Genomic DNA, 18,992 nt, shown 5'->3' with positions numbered 1-18,992 from the left:
TTTTACAAATGCTTAAATTCGTTGTATTATTGGCTTCGGGTTTAAAAATATAAACAAATACATGGAGGCGGGCTCAAGTAATGAAGAAAAAACTGCTAGTACTTGTTTCACTCATGCTGGTCTTCACAGGCGTATTGTCAGCTTGTGGCAAGAGCGGATCTGGAGACGACCAAACGTTTCGGATGAACCTGACAACCGAACCGCCTAGTCTCGATGTAGCACAAGCACAGGATCAAGTATCCTTTACTGTGCTAAGCGGCCTTTTCGAAGGTTTGACGCGTATGGACAAAGATGGCAACATCGTTCCAGGCGTTGCTGAGAAATGGGACGTTTCTGAAGACGGCAAGAAATTCACTTTCCACCTGCGCAGCGATGCGAAATGGTCGAACGGTGACCCGGTAACAGCTCAAGACTTCGAATATTCTTGGAAGCGTACTTTGGATCCGAAACTGAATCCACCAGCACCGTATGCTTACCAACTCTACTACATTAAAAATGCTCAAAACTACAACGTTGAAGCGGACAACCCTAATCACATTAGCGATCCTGCGCAAGTTGGCGTTAAAGCAATCGACGATGCAACGCTTGAAGTTGAGTTGGAGAACCCAACGCCTTACTTCCTGAACATCACAGCGTTCTTCACTTCATACCCAGTCCACAAGTCTGCGCAAACAAACGCTAACTGGGCTGCAGAAGCTAAAGATTACATCTCCAACGGTCCTTTCAAAATGTCTGCTTGGAAACACGGCGATTCCCTTGAACTCGTACCTAACGAAAACTACTGGGATAAGAAAGATATCCACCTGAGCAGCGTTAAGTTCTCGATGGTTAAAGATCCAAACACTGAGCTTAGCATGTACAAAACAGGCAAACTTGACTGGGCTGGCTCGCCAACAGGTTCGATCCCAGCTGAGCAACTTGACAAATTCCGTCAAGAGAAAAACGCTGAGCTTCAAATCAAACCAATTGCAAGCACATACTACTACAACTTCAACAACGAGAAGAAGCCTTTCAACAACGTAAAAGTACGTAAGGCGCTTTCGATGGCGATCAACCGTCAAGATATCGTTGACAAAGTAACTAAAGCAGGTCAAACACCGGCATTCGGTTTCGTTTCCGGCGGTATCCACGGCGTGAACGGCGAATACCGTGCAGAAGTGAAAGACGACTACTTCAAAGAAGACGTAGCAGAAGCGAAGAAATTGCTTGCTGAAGGTCTTCAAGAAGAAGGCATGACTTCGATGCCTGAGTTCACGCTTACTTTCAACGAAGGTTTGCACAAGACTGTAGCTGAAGCAATCGCGAACATGTGGAAAGAAAACCTTGGCATCACTGCTAAGACTGAAGTGCAAGAATGGAAGATCTTCCTGAAAAACCGTCAAAGCTTGAACTATGACGTTGCACGCGCTGGTTGGGGAGCTGACTACAACGACCCAATGACGTTCATCGACATGTTCACATCCAAAGGCGGTAACAACGATATCGGCTTCAAGAATGCAGACTACGATGCACTCGTTAAAGAAGCTTATGCAACAAACGATCAACAAAAACGTGTAGACGCAATGGCTAAAGCTGAGAAGATCCTTATCGGTGACAACCAAGCAATTATGCCGCTGTACTACTACACTTCTGCACAATTGATCAAACCATATGTTAAGAACTATGTAGTTGACTACTCCGGTAACATCGACTACAGCCACATCACGATTGAAAAATAAGATTAACAAGAAAATTTAAGGGTTCAGGGATATATATGGGAACCATATATATCCCTTCTCTTATGATTGGGGAGGGCTTGGGATGGCTCGGTATATAGGTGGTAAGTTTGTCAACATAATCGTTTCGCTGCTAATTCTAGCCACCGCGACCTTTTTCTTGATGAAGGCTGTCCCAGGGGACCCTTTCACACAAGAAAAAGCAATTCCGCCTGAAATTAAGGCGCAGATTATGGCACACTACGGTTTGGACAAGCCAATTTGGCATCAGTATTTGATTTACATGAAGAACCTGCTTCAGTTTGACCTTGGCGAATCTATGAAGAGCTCGAATCGTACAGTAACAAGCATCATTACGGATTCATTTTCAACATCTTTCAAAATAGGTATCATTGCGATCATCGTTTCTGTCATCATTGGGGTTTACCTCGGTATGATGGCTGCGCTGAAGCATAAGAAATTTATCGATAATTTCTTTATGTTTATTGCGGTACTAGGGATCTCGATTCCAAGCTTCGTCGTTGGTGCGATGATTCAATATTTCCTTGGCGTTAAATTCCCGATCTTTACGGTTGCAGGGCTGGAAGGGCCGCTCGATTACGTGCTTCCTGTATTTGCACTGTCAACTCTTCCGATTGCATTCATCGCGAGGCTGACTCGCTCAACCATGCTCGAGGTACTGACCTCGGACTATATTCGTACTGCAAAAGCAAAAGGGCTCACGCCTCATGCTGTACTTTGGCAGCACGGCTTGCGTAATGGTATTCTGCCTGTTGTCACTTATCTAGGTCCGATGACGGCGAACGTTATTACTGGTTCGGTCGTCGTGGAACAAATCTTTGGTTTGCCTGGCCTCGGTGCTTATTTCGTAGATAGTATCTCAAACCGAGATTATACCCTCATTATGGGGATCACGATCTTCTATGCCGTAATCCTTATGGCGGCACGTTTCGTGACGGATATTCTTTACATTATCATTGATCCGCGTATCAAAATCAGCGGAGGTGTCGTTAAGAAATGAGCACACAATTGAAGGAAATTCAGCAGAACGACGTGGATGCGGGATCCCTCTTCGAGAAGCTTCCGCAGCGTCATAAAGAAGCTGAGATCATTACGGCAGAAAGCCGCTCGACTTTCCAAGAAAGCTGGGCACGCCTTCGCAAGAACAAGTATGCGATGGCAGGCATGTATGTCCTGATTCTTATCATAATTTTGGCGATTGTTTGCCCAATGCTTTCTCCGTATAATACGTATACGAACGATCTGGACAATCAATTTGCGAAGCCGTCGGCGAAGCATTGGTTCGGTACGGACAACCTGGGCCGTGATTTGTTCACGCGTTCATGGAGAGGTGTTCAAATCTCTCTAATCGTTGGTTTTACTGCTGCACTTATCGACCTTTTAATTGGGGTAGCGTATGGCGGTATTATGGGCTTCGCTGGCAAACGTCTTGGTAATGCAATGAACAAGTTCGCAGAAGTGCTCTATGCGATTCCGTATATGCTCGTTGTTATCTTGCTTGGCGTTGTTATGGGATCTGGTTTGTTTACGATCATTATGGCATTGTCGATTACAGGCTGGATTACGATGTCCTGGATCGTTCGTGGTCAAATTATGCAGCTCAAGAACCAAGAGTACGTGCTTGCAGCGCAATCCATGGGCGCAAGCAGCTCGCGTATTCTGTTCCGCCACTTAATTCCGAATACTCTCGGACCGATTATCGTTACCGTAACGCTTTCGGTACCGTCTGCTATATTTACCGAAGCCTTCCTGAGCTTCTTGGGTCTAGGTGTTCAATCGCCGGATGCTTCCCTAGGTTCCTTGATCAGTGAAGCGATGTCTTCCTGGCAGTTGTATCCATGGGTAATGGCGATCCCGGCATCGCTGCTTTGCATCACAATGATTGCATTTAATATTTTCGGTGATGGTCTGCAAGACGCATTCGATCCGAAGATGAAAAAATAACCTGCGCTGGGAGTGAGCTTATGAGCAATCCGATTCTTAGTATTTCTGATTTGCATATCTCGTTTCATGTGCGCGGTGGAGAGGTTCAGGCCGTTCGCGGAGTTAGCTTGGATGTTAACCGCGGCGAGTCTGTTGCGATTGTCGGCGAGTCCGGCAGCGGCAAGAGCGTAACAGCTCAATCTATTCTACGTTTGATTCCAACGCCTCCGGGCGAGTTCAAACAAGGCTCCATTACGTTTAAAGGCGAAGATTTGCTAGCCAAAACAGAGAAAGAAATGGAGTCCATCCGCGGTAAGGAGATCGGCATGATCTTCCAGGACCCCATGACTTCTCTTAATCCTACCCTTACAGTTGGTCGTCAAATTTCTGAAGTGCTTCATAAGCATCAGAAAATGAACGCTACTGATGCAACGAACCGTGCTGTTGAGCTGTTGACGTTAGTCGGTATTCCTAACGCTGCTGAGCGTGTGAAACAATATCCGCACCAATTCTCTGGCGGTATGCGCCAGCGTGTAATGATTGCAATCTCTCTTGCATGTAATCCGTCTCTTCTCATTGCGGACGAGCCGACAACGGCGCTTGACGTTACGATCCAAGCCCAAATCATGACGCTGATGAAAGAACTTCAACAGAAGACTGGAACGTCGATCATCCTGATCACGCATGACCTTGGTATCGTAGCGGATATGTGTGACCGAGTTGTCGTTATGTATGCAGGTAAAGTTGTGGAGACAGGCACGAAGCAAGAAATCTTCAAAAACCCGCAGCATCCGTACACAAGAGGCTTGCTGCGTTCGCTTCCGCGCCTGGATCAGAAGAAGGACGAGCCGCTCGTTCCGATCATCGGTACACCGCCAGATATGTCATCGCCGCCTAAAGGCTGTGCATTCTGCGCACGTTGTGATGAAGCGATGCGTATTTGTGTCGACAACGATCCGCAGGCTTACGTGCTGAGCGAAACGCAAACTGCGAAATGTTGGCTTCATGACTCGGCCCTTAAAGGGGGAGAGAGCGCATGAAAACAAACAATAACATGCTGATTGAAGTTGATCAGTTGAAGAAATATTTTGACGTTGGCAAAGGTAAGCTGCTGAAGGCGGTTAATGATCTTTCCTTCGGCATTCGCGAAGGTGAGACGCTCGGTATGGTTGGTGAATCCGGCTGCGGTAAATCGACTGCGGGCAGAACGATTCTTCGTTTGTATGAGCCAACTTCCGGTGCTGTTAATTTCAAAGGCCAGAACATCGTCAAAGCGAAAGGCGCTTCTCTGAAGGCGCTGCGCCGCGAAATGCAAATGATCTTCCAAGATCCATATGCTTCGCTGAACCCGCGCTGGAAGGTAGAAGACCTGATCGCGGAGCCTATCGATATTCACGGCCTTGCTAATGGGTCGAAGGATCGCAAGCTGCAAGTAGAACGTTTGCTTGACCGCGTTGGTCTTCGTTCGGAACATGCTACGCGTTACCCGCATGAGTTCTCCGGCGGCCAGCGTCAGCGGATCGGGATTGCCCGCGCGCTTGCGGTTAATCCCAAGTTTATCGTCTGCGATGAGCCGATCTCGGCGCTAGACGTATCCATTCAGGCACAAGTGGTTAACTTGCTGCAAGATTTGCAGCGTGATATGGGTCTAACGTACCTGTTCATTGCACATGACCTTGCGATGGTTAAACATATCAGTGACCGTGTTGCCGTTATGTACTTGGGTAAAATGGTGGAGCTTGCAGAAAGTGAAGAGCTTTATGCGAATCCGAAGCACCCATACACGAAGGCGCTTATGTCCGCGATCCCCGTTCCGGACCCTGATGTAGAAGAAACGAAAGAACGTATCGTTCTATCTGGCGATTTGCCGAGCCCGATTAGCCCGCCGAGCGGCTGCCAATTCCGTACTCGCTGTCCGTTTGCGACAGAGAAATGCGCGAACGAAGTGCCGATCTTCCGCGAAGTGGAGCCGAACCACTGGGCTGCTTGCCATTATGCATAATTCGTACGAATAGAAGAGGACGTTTCGCTAAGTACCCGCGAAACGTCCTTCTTTGTGTGCTAAGGTTAGAGGATTCGTTCACCGAGGAGAGAGCCGATGAGCTCGACAGCAAGCCTTGCCGTTCTCCCGCTTGGATCAAGCGATGGATTCACCTCAACAATATCGGCGGACGTTACTCGTCCGCAGTCGTACAGCATCTCCATCGCGAGATGCGCCTCACGGTAGTTCAATCCGCCCCGGACGGGAGTTCCGGTTCCAGGCGCCTCACCGGGGTCGACGCAGTCGATGTCGAAGCTGACATGGATGCCCTCGGAGCCATACGAGGCAATCGCGATTGCGCGCTCCATGACGCGGGCCATGCCGATACGGTCAATGTCATGCATCGTGAAGCAGCTGATGCCGCTGGCGTATATATTCCGCTTCTCGCCTTCATCGAGCTCGCGGCTGCCGACGAGGACGACGCGCTTAGATTGCAGCTTCGGGTTCAGGCCATACATATTCGTGAAACGCGCGTCGCCAAGACCGAGACTGGCTGCGAGCGCCATGCCGTGCAGATTGCCGGAAGGTGTCGTCTTAGGTGTATTCATATCGGCATGCGCATCAATCCAGATGACTCCGAGCTGCTGGATGTGCTGAGTTAAGCCGGCAATTGTGCCGATTGAGATGCTGTGATCGCCGCCGATCGTCAGTGGGAAGGCGCCGCTCTTGGCGATTGCGAGGACCAATTCGGCAACGTCCTCGCTCATCGTCTGTACGCGGCCCCAGTTGCGCATTCTTTCCATGGAACGGCGATCCTTCGTTAGCTTCTGCCATTCGAGAGGAGGCAGCAGGGTAACGGATCTTTTCAGCTGCTTGAGCTTCTCCATTAGCCCGGCTTGCAGGACGGCTTGCGGCCCGCCGTCAGCACCGGGACGGCTTGCTCCGTGATGGAACGGTATTGGAAGGACGGTGACCGGCTGCCGATGTTTGCTCATGTGGAATTCCCTCCTTTTGCCATACGCGGCAGGCTTGCGATCTGTTTGCTTATATATAGGCGCCAAGAGGGGAGGTCATGACAAACAAGCGTGTGAATCCTTTAACACGGACGGGAAATTGTGTTACGATATTATTTAGAAATTGGCAAGCGGAATGAAAGGGGCTTTGGACAGCTTTGAGAGTAATTGCAGGATCGGCGAAAGGCCGGTCTTTAAAAGCGGTGCCGGGAAAAAACACGAGGCCGACAACCGATAAAGTAAAAGAAGCGATATTTAGTATGATTGGCCCATTTTTCGATGGTGGCATGGTGCTCGACCTGTTCGCAGGTACAGGAGGACTAGGCATTGAGTCCTTGAGCAGGGGGATGGAGCGCGGGGTGTTCGTTGATCTGGACGGCGGCAGTATTGAAGTCATCAAGCATAATGTACAAGCTGCCCGCGTAGCGGAAAATGCGGAGATTTACCGTACAGAAGCGCTTCGTGCGGTGAAAGCGCTGGAGAAGCGGGGACTGCAGTTTGAGCTTGTTTTTCTGGACCCGCCGTATCGGATCAAGGAGATGGACACGCTGATGGCAGAGCTCGCTGAACGGGGCTTGCTTGCGCCTGGCGCGAAAATTGTCGTCGAGCATGATGCCGAGGTTATCTATCCAGAGTCAATCGAAGACATCGTTCAGCTGAAGCGATCGCAATATGGCGATACCGCGGTTACCGTCTATCGCTATGAACAAGATGGAGAACAGCAAGGCGAAGTTAATGAAGAAACAAAAGATGGCCAATAGAAGCCAACTGTACATATGGAGGCTAATAACATGACTGCACCAACGAGATTACCCGGGATGAGAGTTGCCGTATATCCGGGCAGCTTCGATCCTGTTACATGCGGACACTTGGACATCATCCGCCGCGCTGCCAAACAATTCGATCATTTAATCGTTGCAGTGCTCAACAATACGAGCAAGAATCCGCTCTTCTCGGTGGAGGAACGCAAGGCGCTGCTAGCGGAAGTGACGAAGGATCTGCCGAATGTGACGATTGACAGCTTCCGCGATCTGCTGGTCAATTTCATGCGTTCGCAGGATGCTCATGTCATCGTCAGAGGAATCCGCTCTGTGACGGATTTTGAGTATGAGCTGCAGATGGCATCAACGAACCATCAGCTCGATGGCGAGATCGAGACGATCTTCATGATGACGAATCCGAAGTATTCGTACCTCAGTTCAAGCATTGTAAAAGAGATCGCGCGTTTCAAAGGGAACGTGACGGATCTCGTCCCTCCTGTAGTGGCGGAAGCGCTAGTGGACAAGTACGCGGACCGTCCTTGACTGAAGCGAGCTTAGTTAAGCTTAGCTTAGCGTGTTCTGTTTATCCCGCAAGGCTACCGCTATCGCTATGGAGATCATGACCAGAGCGGATACGGCGAGAAGGAACCCAAACAGCAGAACGGGCGTATACGGCCATAGGGAATGCAGATCGCTAACGCGAATTGCAGCATCCGTGGCGGCGCCTGTTTTTTCTGTTTGCGTGAAGGCGGGAGCGGCGGTTGGGAAGATGGCTTGCATGAGCTTGCCGGCAGGCTTCCATGCCAGAAGCGTGATGAAGAACGCGAGCGGGCTTTGAACAAGCCGCGATGCCGCGAGACGGGCGAGTGATAGGCCGGAGCCGGTAAGCATGCTGCTGGCTTGCAGGAGTGCGCTTAAGCCGCTCCAGCTCAGCACGGCAGCACAGCATGCAGCGGTCCAGGGGATACCGCCTGCGAATTTTGTAGTTGCAGCGGCATAGACTCCGATATGGCTCTCCAGAAAAGCAGGGAGCAAGAATGCGGGAATGTTCTCTGGCAGGAGTGGCTGCAAGAGGCGGACGAGAACGGCTGCGAACATCATGAAGCCGCCGATAGCCATTAGCTTGTAGACGGACACAACGACTGAGTCTCCGAGTGCTTTGCCGAATGTACGGCCGTCGCGCTTGTTGGCAGCATGCATCGCTGTTGAGGCACGCCGCAGCAACGAGGAAGTCGGTTCTTTGGCGCGAGTATCGATATTATCAGTTGATTCTGAATCGGGTTTATTGCGAGTTGAAGTTGGAGCGGACGCAGATGCAGGGGTGAAGCGCGCTGTAATGAAAGAGGTCAGTAAAGCCGATAGCCATACAGCTGCTGCAATTGCCGCGCCTAGCTCCGGGTGGTGAAGAAAGCCAGAGCCGACGACGAGCAGCATAAACAGCGGGCTAGGCATATGCGAGAGTGCGAGCAGGCGCTGGCCTTCAGCGATCGTCACGAGCTTGCTGCGGCGAAGGGAAGCGACGGCTTCAGCGCCAAGGGGGAACCCGCCTGTCCAGCCGAGCGCCATAGCGATGCCGGATTCACCCGGTAGGCGGAATAACCGCCGCATCAGCGGGTGAAGCAGCGCGCCCAGGGCGTGAACAGCGCCGAAGGTGAGCATGAGTTCGAGCAGCGCAAGAAACGGAAGAAGTCCGGGAAAGACGATATTCCACCAGACCGTTAAGCCTTGCAATGAAGCTTGAAAAGCTTCGTCCGGCCGCATGATGATGGCGGCGACGAGCAGGATGGATAAACAAGCGTACGTAATGGTGCGCGTCATACAGCTCACTCCATTGCAGATATAGTGTCTCTGTGTAACTCATATCAGAATATGACAAACAGAGCCACTATATTGTTACGCTTGTCTTCTTGGAGTTAGACCAAGCTTATAGCTTGCTTATTCAATAGTCATCGGCTTCTCATAATAATCGCGAAACAGATCGCGAGGCGTTGCGTCCGGCCATCCTAACGCGTAGATGGAGGTCGCTTGGATATCTAGCGCCAAGAATGGATCATGATCCTGTGCGCGGGCGGCGCTGGTCAGGATCGGCAGCTTCGCCGTCTTGCGCATTCGTTTTAGCAGCTCCTGGCCTCGAGGAGAGAAACCGAGCACGCGAATGTATTGAATTCCTTCGCGAAGCCTCTCGCGCGATAGCAGCTCCTTCGAGTGTCCGAGCAGAACGGCCAGCAAGGCACGCTGCAGCTTCGTGCGGGTATAGCGCTTCGTCTTCAGCTTGTCCAGCAGCGACTCGAAATGAAGCGCTTCTAGCTCGGGGAGCATTCGTTTGATCCGGTATTCGAGCCCTTCGCTCATCTCATGATATCGCTCAAGCGCTGCAGCTGGCTCGCTCACGAGTTTATGGAACAAAGCCGACTCGTACTGCGCCCAGCTGTTTCGGGCGCGTCCGAGAGCGTTGTCGCGCAGCAGCAGCTCCAGCGTCGATGCGGGAACATAAGGCGCAGCATCCGCCGGTGATGCAGCGTCGCCCAAGACGATGCCGCGAATCGCAGTTGCGCTCGCAATCTGCGCATCGGTAATGCTCGTCTGCGAGTAGCCGGCCTTCTCGCGGCGCACCGTAAAAGGCTCAATCGCGCTGCCAAGCCGCTCCAGCGCGAGAAGATAATGCAGCCCAAGCGTATTATTGGGCTGCGCAAGCGGAAACGCGGCCGCTTCATCATCGCCCGCGGCCAGCATGAAGCGGCGGACGGCCTCGCTATACGCAGCCGGATAGCTCACGCCGCCGCTGAGGCAATCCGCCATGAGCCCCTCGAATGCCGCGGGCTCATGCGCGAGCTGCCGGGCAACCCGCCGCAGCGGCCCGATGTCGCCGGCCTCGCTGCCGAAGCAGAGCGCGTCTACGACGCCTGTCGCTTCAAGCAGCGCCACGGCGCCGTAGCCGAACCATTCCGCCGCCTGCGTAGAATAGGCGACGGGCAGCTCAATGACAACGTCGCAGCCGCCGCGCAGCGCCATCTCGGCGCGCGTCCATTTATTCAGCAGCGCAGGCTCCCCGCGCTGCAGGAAGTGCCCGCTCATCACGGCGATTACTGCATCGCTGTTCGTTATTTTAAGCGATTGCTGCAAATGATAGTGATGACCGTTATGAAATGGGTTATACTCGACAATAAGCCCGACTGTCCGCATTGCTATTCCTCCAAAAGTAGGATATATAAGCACAAAACGGTATGCTTTTTCTGGGTGAAGTTGTAATCGTTTTTGCTTTTGTTATAATATCACGTCGTGAAAATGTTGACAAAACTATTCAATAGTCGATATAATAAACTTTGTTTGTTTGGAGTGATCGTATGGAGATTAATGTTCGAGAATTAGCGTCCAAAGGATTGAAGATTTCTTATCAATCAAGCTTGGACACCGACTGGCTGAAGCAAGTTCGTAAAGACATCATCAGTACGAGCCCGATGGAAGTCAATATGACCACTTGGGGCGAAGACGGTGTTGCCCATGTGGAGGGCGAGCTGTCCGTCGATGCTGAGCTTGCGTGCTCACGGTGTTTGGAGCCGACACATACGCATGTTGTCGTCCCGTTTCATGAGCGCTTCAAGCCAGAGTCGAAGCTATCTGGCGATGAAGAAGAGACCATCATTCCAGTGGAGGAAGACAAGCTCGAGCTGGACCCATTTCTTGAAGAAATGCTAATGCTCGCGTTGCCTTTTGTGCCGCTTTGTAAAGAAGACTGTAAGGGTCTTTGCCACTCTTGTGGCACTAACTTGAATGAGCAAAATTGCGGTTGTCAAACCGATCGAATTGATCCAAGACTCGCCGCCTTGAAAGATTTTTTCAACAACGGAGATTAAGTGAAGGGCTTGCTTAATACTCAATGATGCATTACAATCATGCATCTGCGTCGAATTCTGTTAAGGAGGTGGGAAACATGGCAGTACCACAACGTAGAACGTCCAAAACACGTCGTGACAAACGCCGCACGCATTTCAAACTGGCGGTGCCAGGTATGGTGAAATGTGAGCAATGCGGAGAGTTGAAATTGGCTCACCGTGTGTGCAAGGTTTGCGGAACATACAAAGCAAGAGAGATCATCAAGCAATAGTTTTAAGCAGATCATAGTACTTCATCCTACGGGTGGAGTGCTATTTTTTTTATTCACTATTTTTTGTAGAATCGTTGGCTTGTGCCAGTTGTCGTGGCCATTGTGGGCCACAATTAGGCGACTGAATATTGCGCGATGCTGTTTTCTTCTATATACTATTAGTACCTGGTTATAATAGCAGCTTGTAATGGTGTATGATGATAAGCAGAGGTACATACTTAGAACATTAGGCAAAGGTGGTGTGGACCATCGAACGTCTTCCGAAGAAACAGAGACATCAGCTGCTCCAAAGTTTGATCGAGGACAATCCGTTCATTACGGATCAGGAGCTGACGCGTCAACTAAAGGTTAGTATTCAAACGGTGCGGCTTGACCGGCTAGAGCTCGGCATTCCCGAGCTGCGGGAACGAATGAAGTTAATGGCGGAACGTTCGTATGACCCCGTCCGTTCACTGCCGCTGCATGAGATAATCGGGGATATTGTAGATTTGCAGCTGGACCACAGCGGCATCTCGCTTTTTGAAATTAAAGAGGAACATGTATTTTCAAGAACCGGCATTGCCCGCGGACATCATGTCTTTGCTCAGGCGAACTCACTAGCGGTTGCAGTTATTAACGATGAGATTGCGCTCACGGCAACTGCGGACATCAGGTTCGTACGTTCTGTGAAGCTTGGAGAGAAATGCATTGCGAAAGCTTACGTGCGTTCTGGCTCCGGCGGCCGCAGCAAGGCGAAGGTTGAAGTTTGCTCTTACGTAGGAGATGAGATGGTGTTTCAAGGCCATTTCATCATCTTCCGTTCCGCAGGCGAGCCGGTCATCGAGGGAGGAATGAATGGTGCGGATCGCAATTGACGCGATGGGAGGCGACCATGCCCCTTCACTAATTGTGCAAGGCGCAGTGGAAGCAGCACTAGAATGGCCGGAGCTCCGAATTATTCTTGTCGGGGATACGGCGCAGATTGAGCAGCATATTGGCGCGAAGAAGCCCTCCAATATTGAAATCATTCATGCGGATGATGTCATTGGACCTGAAGATGAGCCGGTTAAAGCCGTTCGGCGGAAGAAAACCTCCTCCATGGTCATGGCAGGTCAGCTCGTGCGAGAAGGTCATGCGGAAGCGATGCTCTCTGCAGGTAATACGGGCGCGCTGATGACGACAGGACTGCTCGTCGTTGGGCGTTTGGAAGGCATGGAGCGCCCGGCGCTCGTAACCATGCTTCCGACGATGGATGATGTAGGCTGTCTCGCGCTTGACCTTGGTGCGAATATGGATGCGAAGCCGGAGCACTTGCTTCAGTATGCCATTATGGGAAGTATTTATCGCAGTAAAATGAACGGCATGGAGAAGCCCCGGGTTGGGCTGCTGAATGTCGGTACTGAGGCGATGAAAGGGAATGAGCTGACTAAAGCGGCTTATGAGCTGCTGGAAGCGGCTCCGATCAATTTTATTGGCAATGTGGAAGCGCGCGATGTGCTGCTCCGCAATTGCGACGTCCTTATTTGTGACGGCTTTGCCGGCAATATTATGCTGAAAGCGATGGAAGGTACGGCGGGAACGCTATTCAAGGCGATCCGCGACGTATTCACAAGCAGCTTGCTGACGAAGCTTGCAGCGGCAATCGTCTTGCCGAGAATGAAACGGCTTCGGGGCAAAATGGATTATAAAGAGCATGGCGGGGCGCCGCTGCTGGGCGTGAACGGTCTCGTAGTCAAATGCCACGGCTCTTCGGATGTCAAAGCAGTCAAAAATGCTGTAAGGCAAGCGAAATTAGCTATTGAGAGCAACTTAATTTCGTCAATCGCAGCGGAAATTAGCAGGAAGTGAGTGGGACTATGCAACTACATCCCGTAGGTATTCTCGGCACGGGCAAATATGTGCCAGAGCGGATTTTGACGAATCAGGAATTGGAACAGATGGTCGAGACGAACGACGAGTGGATCGTATCGCGGACCGGCATGCGTGAGCGCCGGATTGCAGCTCCTGAGCAAGCAACATCGGATCTCGCGCTTCACGCCTCGAAGGCGGCGCTGGCAGCTGCCGGCATTACAGCAGAGGATCTCGATCTAATCATAGTAGCGACGATTACACCGGATATGTTCTTCCCGTCTACAGCCTGCTTGCTGCAGGAGAAGCTCGGAGCGAAGAAAGCGGCAGCATTTGACTTGTCGGCAGCTTGTTCCGGTTTCATCTATGGTCTAGCAACAGCTTCAAACATGATCGCGACTGGCATGTATAAGCATGTGCTCGTCATCGGTGCGGAGACATTGTCCCGTATTACAGACTATACAGACCGCAACACATGTATCCTGTTCGGCGATGGCGCAGGCGCGGTTGTGCTTGGTCAAGTGCCTGAGGGTCGCGGTTTCCAATCGTTCGAGCTTGGCGCTGACGGCTCAGGCGGCGAATTGCTCAAAGTGTGCGCAGGCGGTTCGCGTATGCCTTCTTCGCCGGAGAGTATCGAGAACAAGCATCACTTCATCTATATGGCGGGCAACGAAGTGTTCAAATTCGCGGTTCGCATCATGGGTAATGCCGCTGAAGAAGCGCTGCGTAAGGCGGGTATGGACAAAGGCAATATCGATCTCCTGATTCCGCATCAAGCGAACATTCGGATCATCAACTCGGCAATTAACCGACTCGATCTGCCTGCTGAGAAATGTATGATCAACCTTGATAAATACGGCAACGTGTCAGCTGCGTCCATTCCGATTGCTTTGGCAGAAGCGGTTGAGCAGAATCGCGTGAAGGAAGGCGACAAGCTTGTCATGGTCGGCTTCGGCGGCGGTTTGACTTGGGGCGCTTCCGTACTCATTTGGTAATTTATTCTTTCATTAGAAGTATTCGAAAATAGCCGGATCGGAGGTGCAATGGTTTGAGCAAAATCGCTTTTGTATTTCCAGGCCAAGGGGCACAAGCCGTTGGCATGGGTAAAGATGTTTATGAAGCTGTAGATGCATCGCGCGCAATCATTGATTCGGCGGATGCGGCTCTCGGCTTGGCGCTTAGCGATATTATTTTTAACGGTCCTGAAGAAAAGCTGAAGCAGACCGCGAATACACAGCCAGCACTGCTTACTGTAAGTATCGCTCTTCTGGAAGCGTTGAAGGACCGAGGTATCAAGCCAGACTTCGTCGCAGGCCACAGCCTCGGCGAATACAGCGCTCTTGTAGCAGCTGGCTCGCTTTCCTTCGAAGATGCAGTGCGCACAGTCCGCGCGCGAGGCGAATTTATGGAGCAAGCGGTGCCAAGCGGACAAGGCGCGATGGCAGCGGTACTAGGAGCAGAACGCGATGCTCTCGCGGCATTATGCGCAAGCGTGTCGGCTGATGCAGGCTCAGTTGAGCTAGCAAACGTTAACTGCCCTGGCCAGATCGTAGTATCGGGAACAGCGGCAGGCGTTCAAGGCGTAGTCGAGCGCGGCAAAGAAGCCGGCGCGAAGCGCGTTATTCCGTTAGAAGTGAGCGGCCCGTTCCATTCATCACTGATGAAGCCGGCGGCAGAGCGTCTAGCAGATGTACTCGCGTCCGTCCAAGTGAACGACGCAGCTATCCCGGTTATCGCGAACGTAACGGCTAAGCCAGTAACAGCGGCGGAAGAAATCCGCAGCTTGCTCGCAGAGCAAGTGTATTCCCCGGTTCTATGGGAAGACAGCGTCAAATATTTGATCGAACAAGGGGTAGACACGTTCGTCGAGATTGGTTCAGGCACCGTATTAGCGGGCTTGATTAAGAAAATCGACAAGTCGGTTAATATCATTTCGATCAATAGCTTGGAAGCGTTGAAGGCAGTAGCTCTGTAAGGTTTGGTTTGGTTTGTTTGGTTTGGTTTTGTTTGGTTTTAGCGCCGCAGGCGCAAGGTTGTTTTGTAAGGTGCCGGTGACGGCACAAGCCGGCGCAGGCGGCGACACTAACGCCGGCGGGGTATGCCGCCGGCCAAGAAGCCAGCCGTAGGCGCGGGCTGACCAATCGCTCGAACGTAAAGCGTGTCCCGCAAGGGACGAAAGCGACCACCAGCACGCACCATCTCACAGTGCGCCTCTGTGGCGGATCACGTTACAATGGTCCCGCATGGGACACCAGGTAACTAAACAACGCCAAACGTTAAGCGTGTCCCGCGAGGGACGAAAGCGAGGCCCAGCACCAACGCCATACCCGGGAGCGCTTCTCTGCAGCACCAACGTTACAACCTTCCGGGTGTCCAGAGGGTCGGTAGACCCTTGGGGTCCCCCTAGTTAGGGGGATTTAGGGGGTACTTAAAGAATAATGGAGGTTTTCCCATGAGTTTTTGCGACCTTACGGGTAAGATTGCGCTAGTCACGGGAGCATCCCGCGGCATTGGCCGCTCGATCGCCATTGCACTCGCTGAAGCTGGTGCAGACGTTGCCATCAACTATTCCGGCAGCGAGGCAGCAGCAGCAGAGACGGCTCAAGCTATCGATGCACTCGGCCGCCGCTCGCTAGTGCTAAAGGCGAACGTCGGCAAAACCGATGAATTCGATGGCATGGTCAAGCAGGTTGTCGAGACATTCGGCTCCATAGACATTCTCGTGAATAATGCGGGCATTACGCGTGACAATCTAATCATGCGCATGAAGGAAGAAGAGTTTGACCAAGTCATTGAGACGAATCTCAAAGGCGTATTCAACGGCATCAAAGCGGTAACACGCCAAATGATGAAGCAGCGCTCCGGCCGCATCATTAATATCTCCTCCGTTGTCGGCGTTCTCGGCAATCCGGGGCAGGCTAACTATGTGGCAGCTAAAGCAGGAGTTATCGGCTTGACGAAGGCTTCTGCGCGCGAGCTGGCTTCACGCGGTATCACTGTGAACTGCGTAGCGCCTGGCTTTATTCAGACGGATATGACTGATAAGCTGCCACAGGAGATGCGTGAGAAGCTTGCTGCGGATATACCGCTTGCAAGACTTGGCAATCCAGAAGATATTGCGGCAGCTGTCCGCTTCTTGGCATCTGGCTCAGCAGCTTACATGACAGGCCAAACGATCCACGTAGACGGCGGCATGTACATGTAAAGCTAGCCAAATAGCTTTAGAATCGCGGAGTATGGCATTTTGCAATCAATTCTCGTATAATACCATGGAGGAGGTGAACCGGATGTCCGATGTATATGATCGTGTAAAACGCATCGTTGTCGACCGCCTTGGCGTTGATGAATCGGAGGTGTCTCTAGAGGCTTCGTTTAAAGAAGATCTTGGAGCAGACTCTCTTGATGTCGTAGAACTCGTCATGGAACTGGAAGATGAGTTCGATATGGAAATCTCTGATGAAGATGCAGAGAAAATTACGAGTGTAGGGGAAGTTGTTAATTACATATCTTCTCTAGCTAAGTAAAGAACTGATAAGTCCCGCCCGTCAAAGCGGGACTTCTCTCCATATTCAAGGCATCTGCCATTATGAAAGCTGTAAGCGCATTAGCGTTTTTATAGATATCGTTAACCAATAGGGTTTCCAATCAGAGGTGAATCGTAATGAAACAGAGAGTAGTCGTTACGGGCATGGGAGTTATGACTTCGCTCGGTTCCGATTTAGATACATTTTGGGGTAATTTGATGGAAGGGAAGTCCGGTGTTTCTGTCATTGATGCATTTGACTTCTCCGAATATCCGACACGAATTGCAGCCGAAATCAAAAACTTTAATCCAGAAGATTACAATATCGACAAGAAGGAAGCGCGCCGTATGGACCGCTTCGTTCAATTCGCTGTTGTAGCCAGTCAGCTAGCTGTGAAGAATGCTGCACTTGATATCGGCAACAATGTCGATGCTGAGCGCATTGGCGTTATGATCGGCTCAGGTATCGGCGGACTCGGAACGTGGGAAGACCAGCATAATATTTTGCTGGAGAAAGGTCCTAAGCGTGTCAGCCCATTCTTCATTCCGATGATGATCGCGAACATGGCTTCCGGCCAAGTCTCGATGGCAACAGGCGCGAAAGGTCCGAACAGCACAGCAGTAACTGCTTGTGCGACAGGTACGCATTCCATCGGCGACTCGTTCAAAATGATTCAGCGCGGCGATGCAGACGTTATGATCTGCGGCGGTGCCGAAGCGACAATCCGTCCGACAGGCATGGCAGGCTTCTGCTCGATGCGTGCGATGTCGACACGAAACGATGAGCCGGCTAAAGCTTCCCGTCCATTCGACAAAGACCGCGACGGTTTCGTCATGGGCGAAGGCTCCGGTGTGCTTATTCTGGAATCGCTTGAGCATGCGCAGCAGCGCGGCGCTCATATCTATGCGGAGATCATCGGCTACGGCATGAGCGGCGATGCGCATCACATGACAGAGCCGGATCCAGATGGCGCAGCGCGTTGTATGGTTAAAGCGCTTCGTGATGGCGGGATCGAACCGACTCAGATCGACTATATCAATGCGCACGGAACTTCAACGCCAGTTGGAGACCTTTCCGAGACGACTGCGATTAAGAAGACGTTCGGTGAGCACGCATACAAGCTGGCAGTCAGCTCGACGAAGTCGATGACAGGTCACTTGCTTGGCGCAGCTGGCGGTGTAGAAGCGGTTATTCTCGGCCTTACGCTTCAGAACGGAGTCATCGCACCAACGATCAATCTCGATAATCAAGATCCTGAATGCGATCTCGATTATGTCCCTAACACACCGAGAGAAGCAGACGTGAAATACGCGTTGTCTAATTCGTTCGGTTTTGGCGGCCATAACGCTACGATCGTGATGAAAAAATATGAAGCATGATAAGTTTGAAGAGCTGCAGCAGCGTCTGCAGCTCCGATTTCGTACGGTGCGCCTGCTAAAGCAGGCGTTCACCCATACTTCCTATGTGAACGAGCATCGGCAAAGTGCTATGGAGCATAACGAGAGGCTTGAGTTTTTGGGGGATGCGATTTTGCAGCTCACCGTCTCGGAGTTTCTTTACCGGACGTTCCCTGAGCGGCCTGAAGGCCAGCTAACCCGGATGAGAGCTTCGATCGTATGCGAGCCTTCGCTTGCCCGTTTCGCAGAAATGTTAGATCTGGGTTCACATGTCCTTCTTGGACGAGGCGAGGAGCAGCTGGGTGGAAGGCAGAGACCAGCATTGCTCGCTGACTTGTTTGAAGCGTTCGTCGGCGGGATTTACCTTGATCAAGGGCTGGAATCCGTCAGAGCTTTTCTTGCGACACATATGTTCCCGCATATCGATAGCGATGGCGGTTTACTCGTAAAGGACTTCAAATCGACGCTGCAAGAGAAAGCGCAGCATGCGAGCATGGGTCCGATTGAGTACCGGATTATGGAAGAACGCGGTCCGGCACATGACCGAGAGTTCGTTGTTGAAGTGTACATCGGGGATACGTCTTACGGCTCCGGAGCCGGCAGGACGAAGAAAGAGGCTGAGCAGCAGGCTGCAGCGGAAGCTTGGAGAAAGCTTGCTCAGTAATAAGGTTAAGCCAAAATTCTGGTGCCTCCTTGGTAACCGGATTTTTTGCATTTAGGAGCAT

General features: G+C 51.5%; 20 protein-coding genes. 17 read left to right on the top strand and 3 right to left on the bottom strand.

Features of this window, described 5'->3' with window-relative positions; all coding sequences use genetic code 11:
• Positions 1 to 80 precede the first annotated feature (80 nt).
• From AC0LWF_RS09530 to AC0LWF_RS09510, 5 genes are all read left to right on the top strand, one after another.
• Positions 81 to 1,718 (top strand): peptide ABC transporter substrate-binding protein, encoded by a 1,638-nt coding sequence (locus AC0LWF_RS09530; protein WP_474651315.1) that lies wholly within the window; start codon positions 81 to 83, stop codon positions 1,716 to 1,718.
• Positions 1,719 to 1,800: 82 nt separating this feature from the next.
• Positions 1,801 to 2,736 carry an ABC transporter permease gene (locus AC0LWF_RS09525; RefSeq protein ID WP_474651314.1) on the top strand — a complete coding sequence of 312 codons (936 nt, stop codon included), beginning with the start codon at positions 1,801 to 1,803 and terminating at the stop codon, positions 2,734 to 2,736.
• Positions 2,733 to 3,680, top strand: a complete 948-nt coding sequence (locus AC0LWF_RS09520) for an ABC transporter permease (protein ID WP_474651313.1) — start codon at positions 2,733 to 2,735, stop codon at positions 3,678 to 3,680. The genes AC0LWF_RS09525 and AC0LWF_RS09520 overlap by 4 nt, the downstream gene beginning before the upstream one ends.
• A 20-nt stretch (positions 3,681 to 3,700) precedes the next feature.
• Positions 3,701 to 4,699 (top strand): ABC transporter ATP-binding protein, encoded by a 999-nt coding sequence (locus AC0LWF_RS09515; RefSeq protein WP_474651312.1) that lies wholly within the window; start codon positions 3,701 to 3,703, stop codon positions 4,697 to 4,699.
• The gene (locus AC0LWF_RS09510) at positions 4,696 to 5,661 is read left to right on the top strand and encodes an ABC transporter ATP-binding protein (RefSeq protein WP_474651311.1); all 966 of its coding nucleotides are present in this window, start codon (positions 4,696 to 4,698) and stop codon (positions 5,659 to 5,661) included. The genes AC0LWF_RS09515 and AC0LWF_RS09510 overlap by 4 nt, the downstream gene beginning before the upstream one ends.
• A 65-nt stretch (positions 5,662 to 5,726) precedes the next feature.
• Here AC0LWF_RS09510 and rocF read toward each other — a convergent pair whose 3' ends face one another.
• A complete protein-coding gene (gene rocF / locus AC0LWF_RS09505) occupies positions 5,727 to 6,635 on the bottom strand; it encodes an arginase (protein WP_474651310.1) in 909 nt (302 codons plus the stop codon).
• 176 nt (positions 6,636 to 6,811) lie between these two features.
• On the opposite strand from rocF, the gene rsmD reads away from it, so the two are divergent.
• On the top strand, positions 6,812 to 7,414 hold the full coding sequence (gene rsmD, locus AC0LWF_RS09500) for a 16S rRNA (guanine(966)-N(2))-methyltransferase RsmD (protein ID WP_474651309.1): 603 nt from the start codon (positions 6,812 to 6,814) through the stop codon (positions 7,412 to 7,414).
• 30 nt (positions 7,415 to 7,444) lie between these two features.
• Positions 7,445 to 7,957, top strand: coding sequence for a pantetheine-phosphate adenylyltransferase (coaD, locus tag AC0LWF_RS09495; RefSeq protein ID WP_474651308.1), 513 nt, complete (start codon positions 7,445 to 7,447; stop codon positions 7,955 to 7,957).
• A 21-nt stretch (positions 7,958 to 7,978) separates the two neighbouring features.
• Here the strand turns inward: coaD and AC0LWF_RS09490 are convergent, their stop codons facing one another.
• Together AC0LWF_RS09490 and AC0LWF_RS09485 are read right to left on the bottom strand one after the other, a co-directional pair.
• Positions 7,979 to 9,232, bottom strand: a complete 1,254-nt coding sequence (locus AC0LWF_RS09490; RefSeq protein ID WP_474651307.1) for a nucleoside recognition domain-containing protein — start codon at positions 9,230 to 9,232, stop codon at positions 7,979 to 7,981.
• Between the two features lie 117 nt (positions 9,233 to 9,349).
• Complete coding sequence (locus AC0LWF_RS09485; protein WP_474651306.1) at positions 9,350 to 10,597, bottom strand: nucleotidyltransferase; 1,248 nt, start codon at positions 10,595 to 10,597, stop codon at positions 9,350 to 9,352.
• Positions 10,598 to 10,758: 161 nt separating this feature from the next.
• Here AC0LWF_RS09485 and AC0LWF_RS09480 point away from each other — a divergent pair, with 161 nt between their 5' ends.
• The 10 genes from AC0LWF_RS09480 (at position 10,759) to rnc (ending at position 18,931) form a co-directional block, all read left to right on the top strand.
• A complete protein-coding gene (locus AC0LWF_RS09480; RefSeq protein ID WP_474651305.1) occupies positions 10,759 to 11,268 on the top strand; it encodes a YceD family protein in 510 nt (169 codons plus the stop codon).
• 77 nt (positions 11,269 to 11,345) lie between these two features.
• Positions 11,346 to 11,519, top strand: a complete 174-nt coding sequence (gene rpmF / locus AC0LWF_RS09475) for a 50S ribosomal protein L32 (RefSeq protein WP_006211382.1) — start codon at positions 11,346 to 11,348, stop codon at positions 11,517 to 11,519.
• A gap of 236 nt (positions 11,520 to 11,755) precedes the next feature.
• Positions 11,756 to 12,373, top strand: a complete 618-nt coding sequence (gene fapR, locus AC0LWF_RS09470) for a transcription factor FapR (RefSeq protein WP_474651304.1) — start codon at positions 11,756 to 11,758, stop codon at positions 12,371 to 12,373.
• Positions 12,357 to 13,346 (top strand): phosphate acyltransferase PlsX, encoded by a 990-nt coding sequence (gene plsX, locus AC0LWF_RS09465; RefSeq protein WP_474651746.1) that lies wholly within the window; start codon positions 12,357 to 12,359, stop codon positions 13,344 to 13,346. The genes fapR and plsX overlap by 17 nt, the downstream gene beginning before the upstream one ends.
• 8 nt (positions 13,347 to 13,354) lie before the next feature.
• The gene (locus tag AC0LWF_RS09460; RefSeq protein WP_474651303.1) at positions 13,355 to 14,341 is read left to right on the top strand and encodes a beta-ketoacyl-ACP synthase III; all 987 of its coding nucleotides are present in this window, start codon (positions 13,355 to 13,357) and stop codon (positions 14,339 to 14,341) included.
• 53 nt (positions 14,342 to 14,394) lie between these two features.
• Entirely contained in the window at positions 14,395 to 15,321 is a 927-nt protein-coding gene (fabD, locus tag AC0LWF_RS09455) for an ACP S-malonyltransferase (RefSeq protein ID WP_474651302.1), read from the top strand.
• Positions 15,322 to 15,798: 477 nt separating this feature from the next.
• Entirely contained in the window at positions 15,799 to 16,551 is a 753-nt protein-coding gene (fabG, locus tag AC0LWF_RS09450) for a 3-oxoacyl-[acyl-carrier-protein] reductase (RefSeq protein ID WP_474651301.1), read from the top strand.
• A gap of 82 nt (positions 16,552 to 16,633) precedes the next feature.
• On the top strand, positions 16,634 to 16,870 hold the full coding sequence (gene acpP / locus AC0LWF_RS09445) for an acyl carrier protein (protein ID WP_090574087.1): 237 nt from the start codon (positions 16,634 to 16,636) through the stop codon (positions 16,868 to 16,870).
• 137 nt (positions 16,871 to 17,007) lie between these two features.
• Complete coding sequence (fabF, locus tag AC0LWF_RS09440; protein WP_474651300.1) at positions 17,008 to 18,249, top strand: beta-ketoacyl-ACP synthase II; 1,242 nt, start codon at positions 17,008 to 17,010, stop codon at positions 18,247 to 18,249.
• Entirely contained in the window at positions 18,239 to 18,931 is a 693-nt protein-coding gene (gene rnc, locus AC0LWF_RS09435) for a ribonuclease III (RefSeq protein ID WP_090574089.1), read from the top strand. The genes fabF and rnc overlap by 11 nt, the downstream gene beginning before the upstream one ends.
• Positions 18,932 to 18,992 lie beyond the last annotated feature (61 nt).

The sequence above is a fragment of the Paenibacillus sp. sgz302114 genome (assembly GCF_056120345.1).
Note: the sequence above shows the minus strand (reverse complement) of the source record. Positions and strands in the feature narration are given on the sequence as shown.

Bases quoted from the DNA above. Each gene is read 5' to 3' on its own strand.
- AC0LWF_RS09530 (WP_474651315.1), top strand. From the start codon at position 81: ATGAAGAAAAAACTGCTAGTACTTGTTTCACTCATGCTGGTCTTCACA.
- AC0LWF_RS09525 (WP_474651314.1), top strand. From the start codon at position 1,801: ATGGCTCGGTATATAGGTGGTAAGTTTGTCAACATAATCGTTTCGCTG.
- AC0LWF_RS09520 (WP_474651313.1), top strand. From the start codon at position 2,733: ATGAGCACACAATTGAAGGAAATTCAGCAGAACGACGTGGATGCGGGA.
- AC0LWF_RS09515 (WP_474651312.1), top strand. From the start codon at position 3,701: ATGAGCAATCCGATTCTTAGTATTTCTGATTTGCATATCTCGTTTCAT.
- AC0LWF_RS09510 (WP_474651311.1), top strand. From the start codon at position 4,696: ATGAAAACAAACAATAACATGCTGATTGAAGTTGATCAGTTGAAGAAA.
- rocF (WP_474651310.1), bottom strand. From the start codon at position 6,635: ATGAGCAAACATCGGCAGCCGGTCACCGTCCTTCCAATACCGTTCCAT.
- coaD (WP_474651308.1), top strand. From the start codon at position 7,445: ATGACTGCACCAACGAGATTACCCGGGATGAGAGTTGCCGTATATCCG.
- AC0LWF_RS09490 (WP_474651307.1), bottom strand. From the start codon at position 9,232: ATGACGCGCACCATTACGTACGCTTGTTTATCCATCCTGCTCGTCGCC.
- AC0LWF_RS09485 (WP_474651306.1), bottom strand. From the start codon at position 10,597: ATGCGGACAGTCGGGCTTATTGTCGAGTATAACCCATTTCATAACGGT.
- AC0LWF_RS09480 (WP_474651305.1), top strand. From the start codon at position 10,759: ATGGAGATTAATGTTCGAGAATTAGCGTCCAAAGGATTGAAGATTTCT.
- rpmF (WP_006211382.1), top strand. From the start codon at position 11,346: ATGGCAGTACCACAACGTAGAACGTCCAAAACACGTCGTGACAAACGC.
- AC0LWF_RS09460 (WP_474651303.1), top strand. From the start codon at position 13,355: ATGCAACTACATCCCGTAGGTATTCTCGGCACGGGCAAATATGTGCCA.
- fabG (WP_474651301.1), top strand. From the start codon at position 15,799: ATGAGTTTTTGCGACCTTACGGGTAAGATTGCGCTAGTCACGGGAGCA.
- acpP (WP_090574087.1), top strand. From the start codon at position 16,634: ATGTCCGATGTATATGATCGTGTAAAACGCATCGTTGTCGACCGCCTT.
- fabF (WP_474651300.1), top strand. From the start codon at position 17,008: ATGAAACAGAGAGTAGTCGTTACGGGCATGGGAGTTATGACTTCGCTC.
- rnc (WP_090574089.1), top strand. From the start codon at position 18,239: ATGAAGCATGATAAGTTTGAAGAGCTGCAGCAGCGTCTGCAGCTCCGA.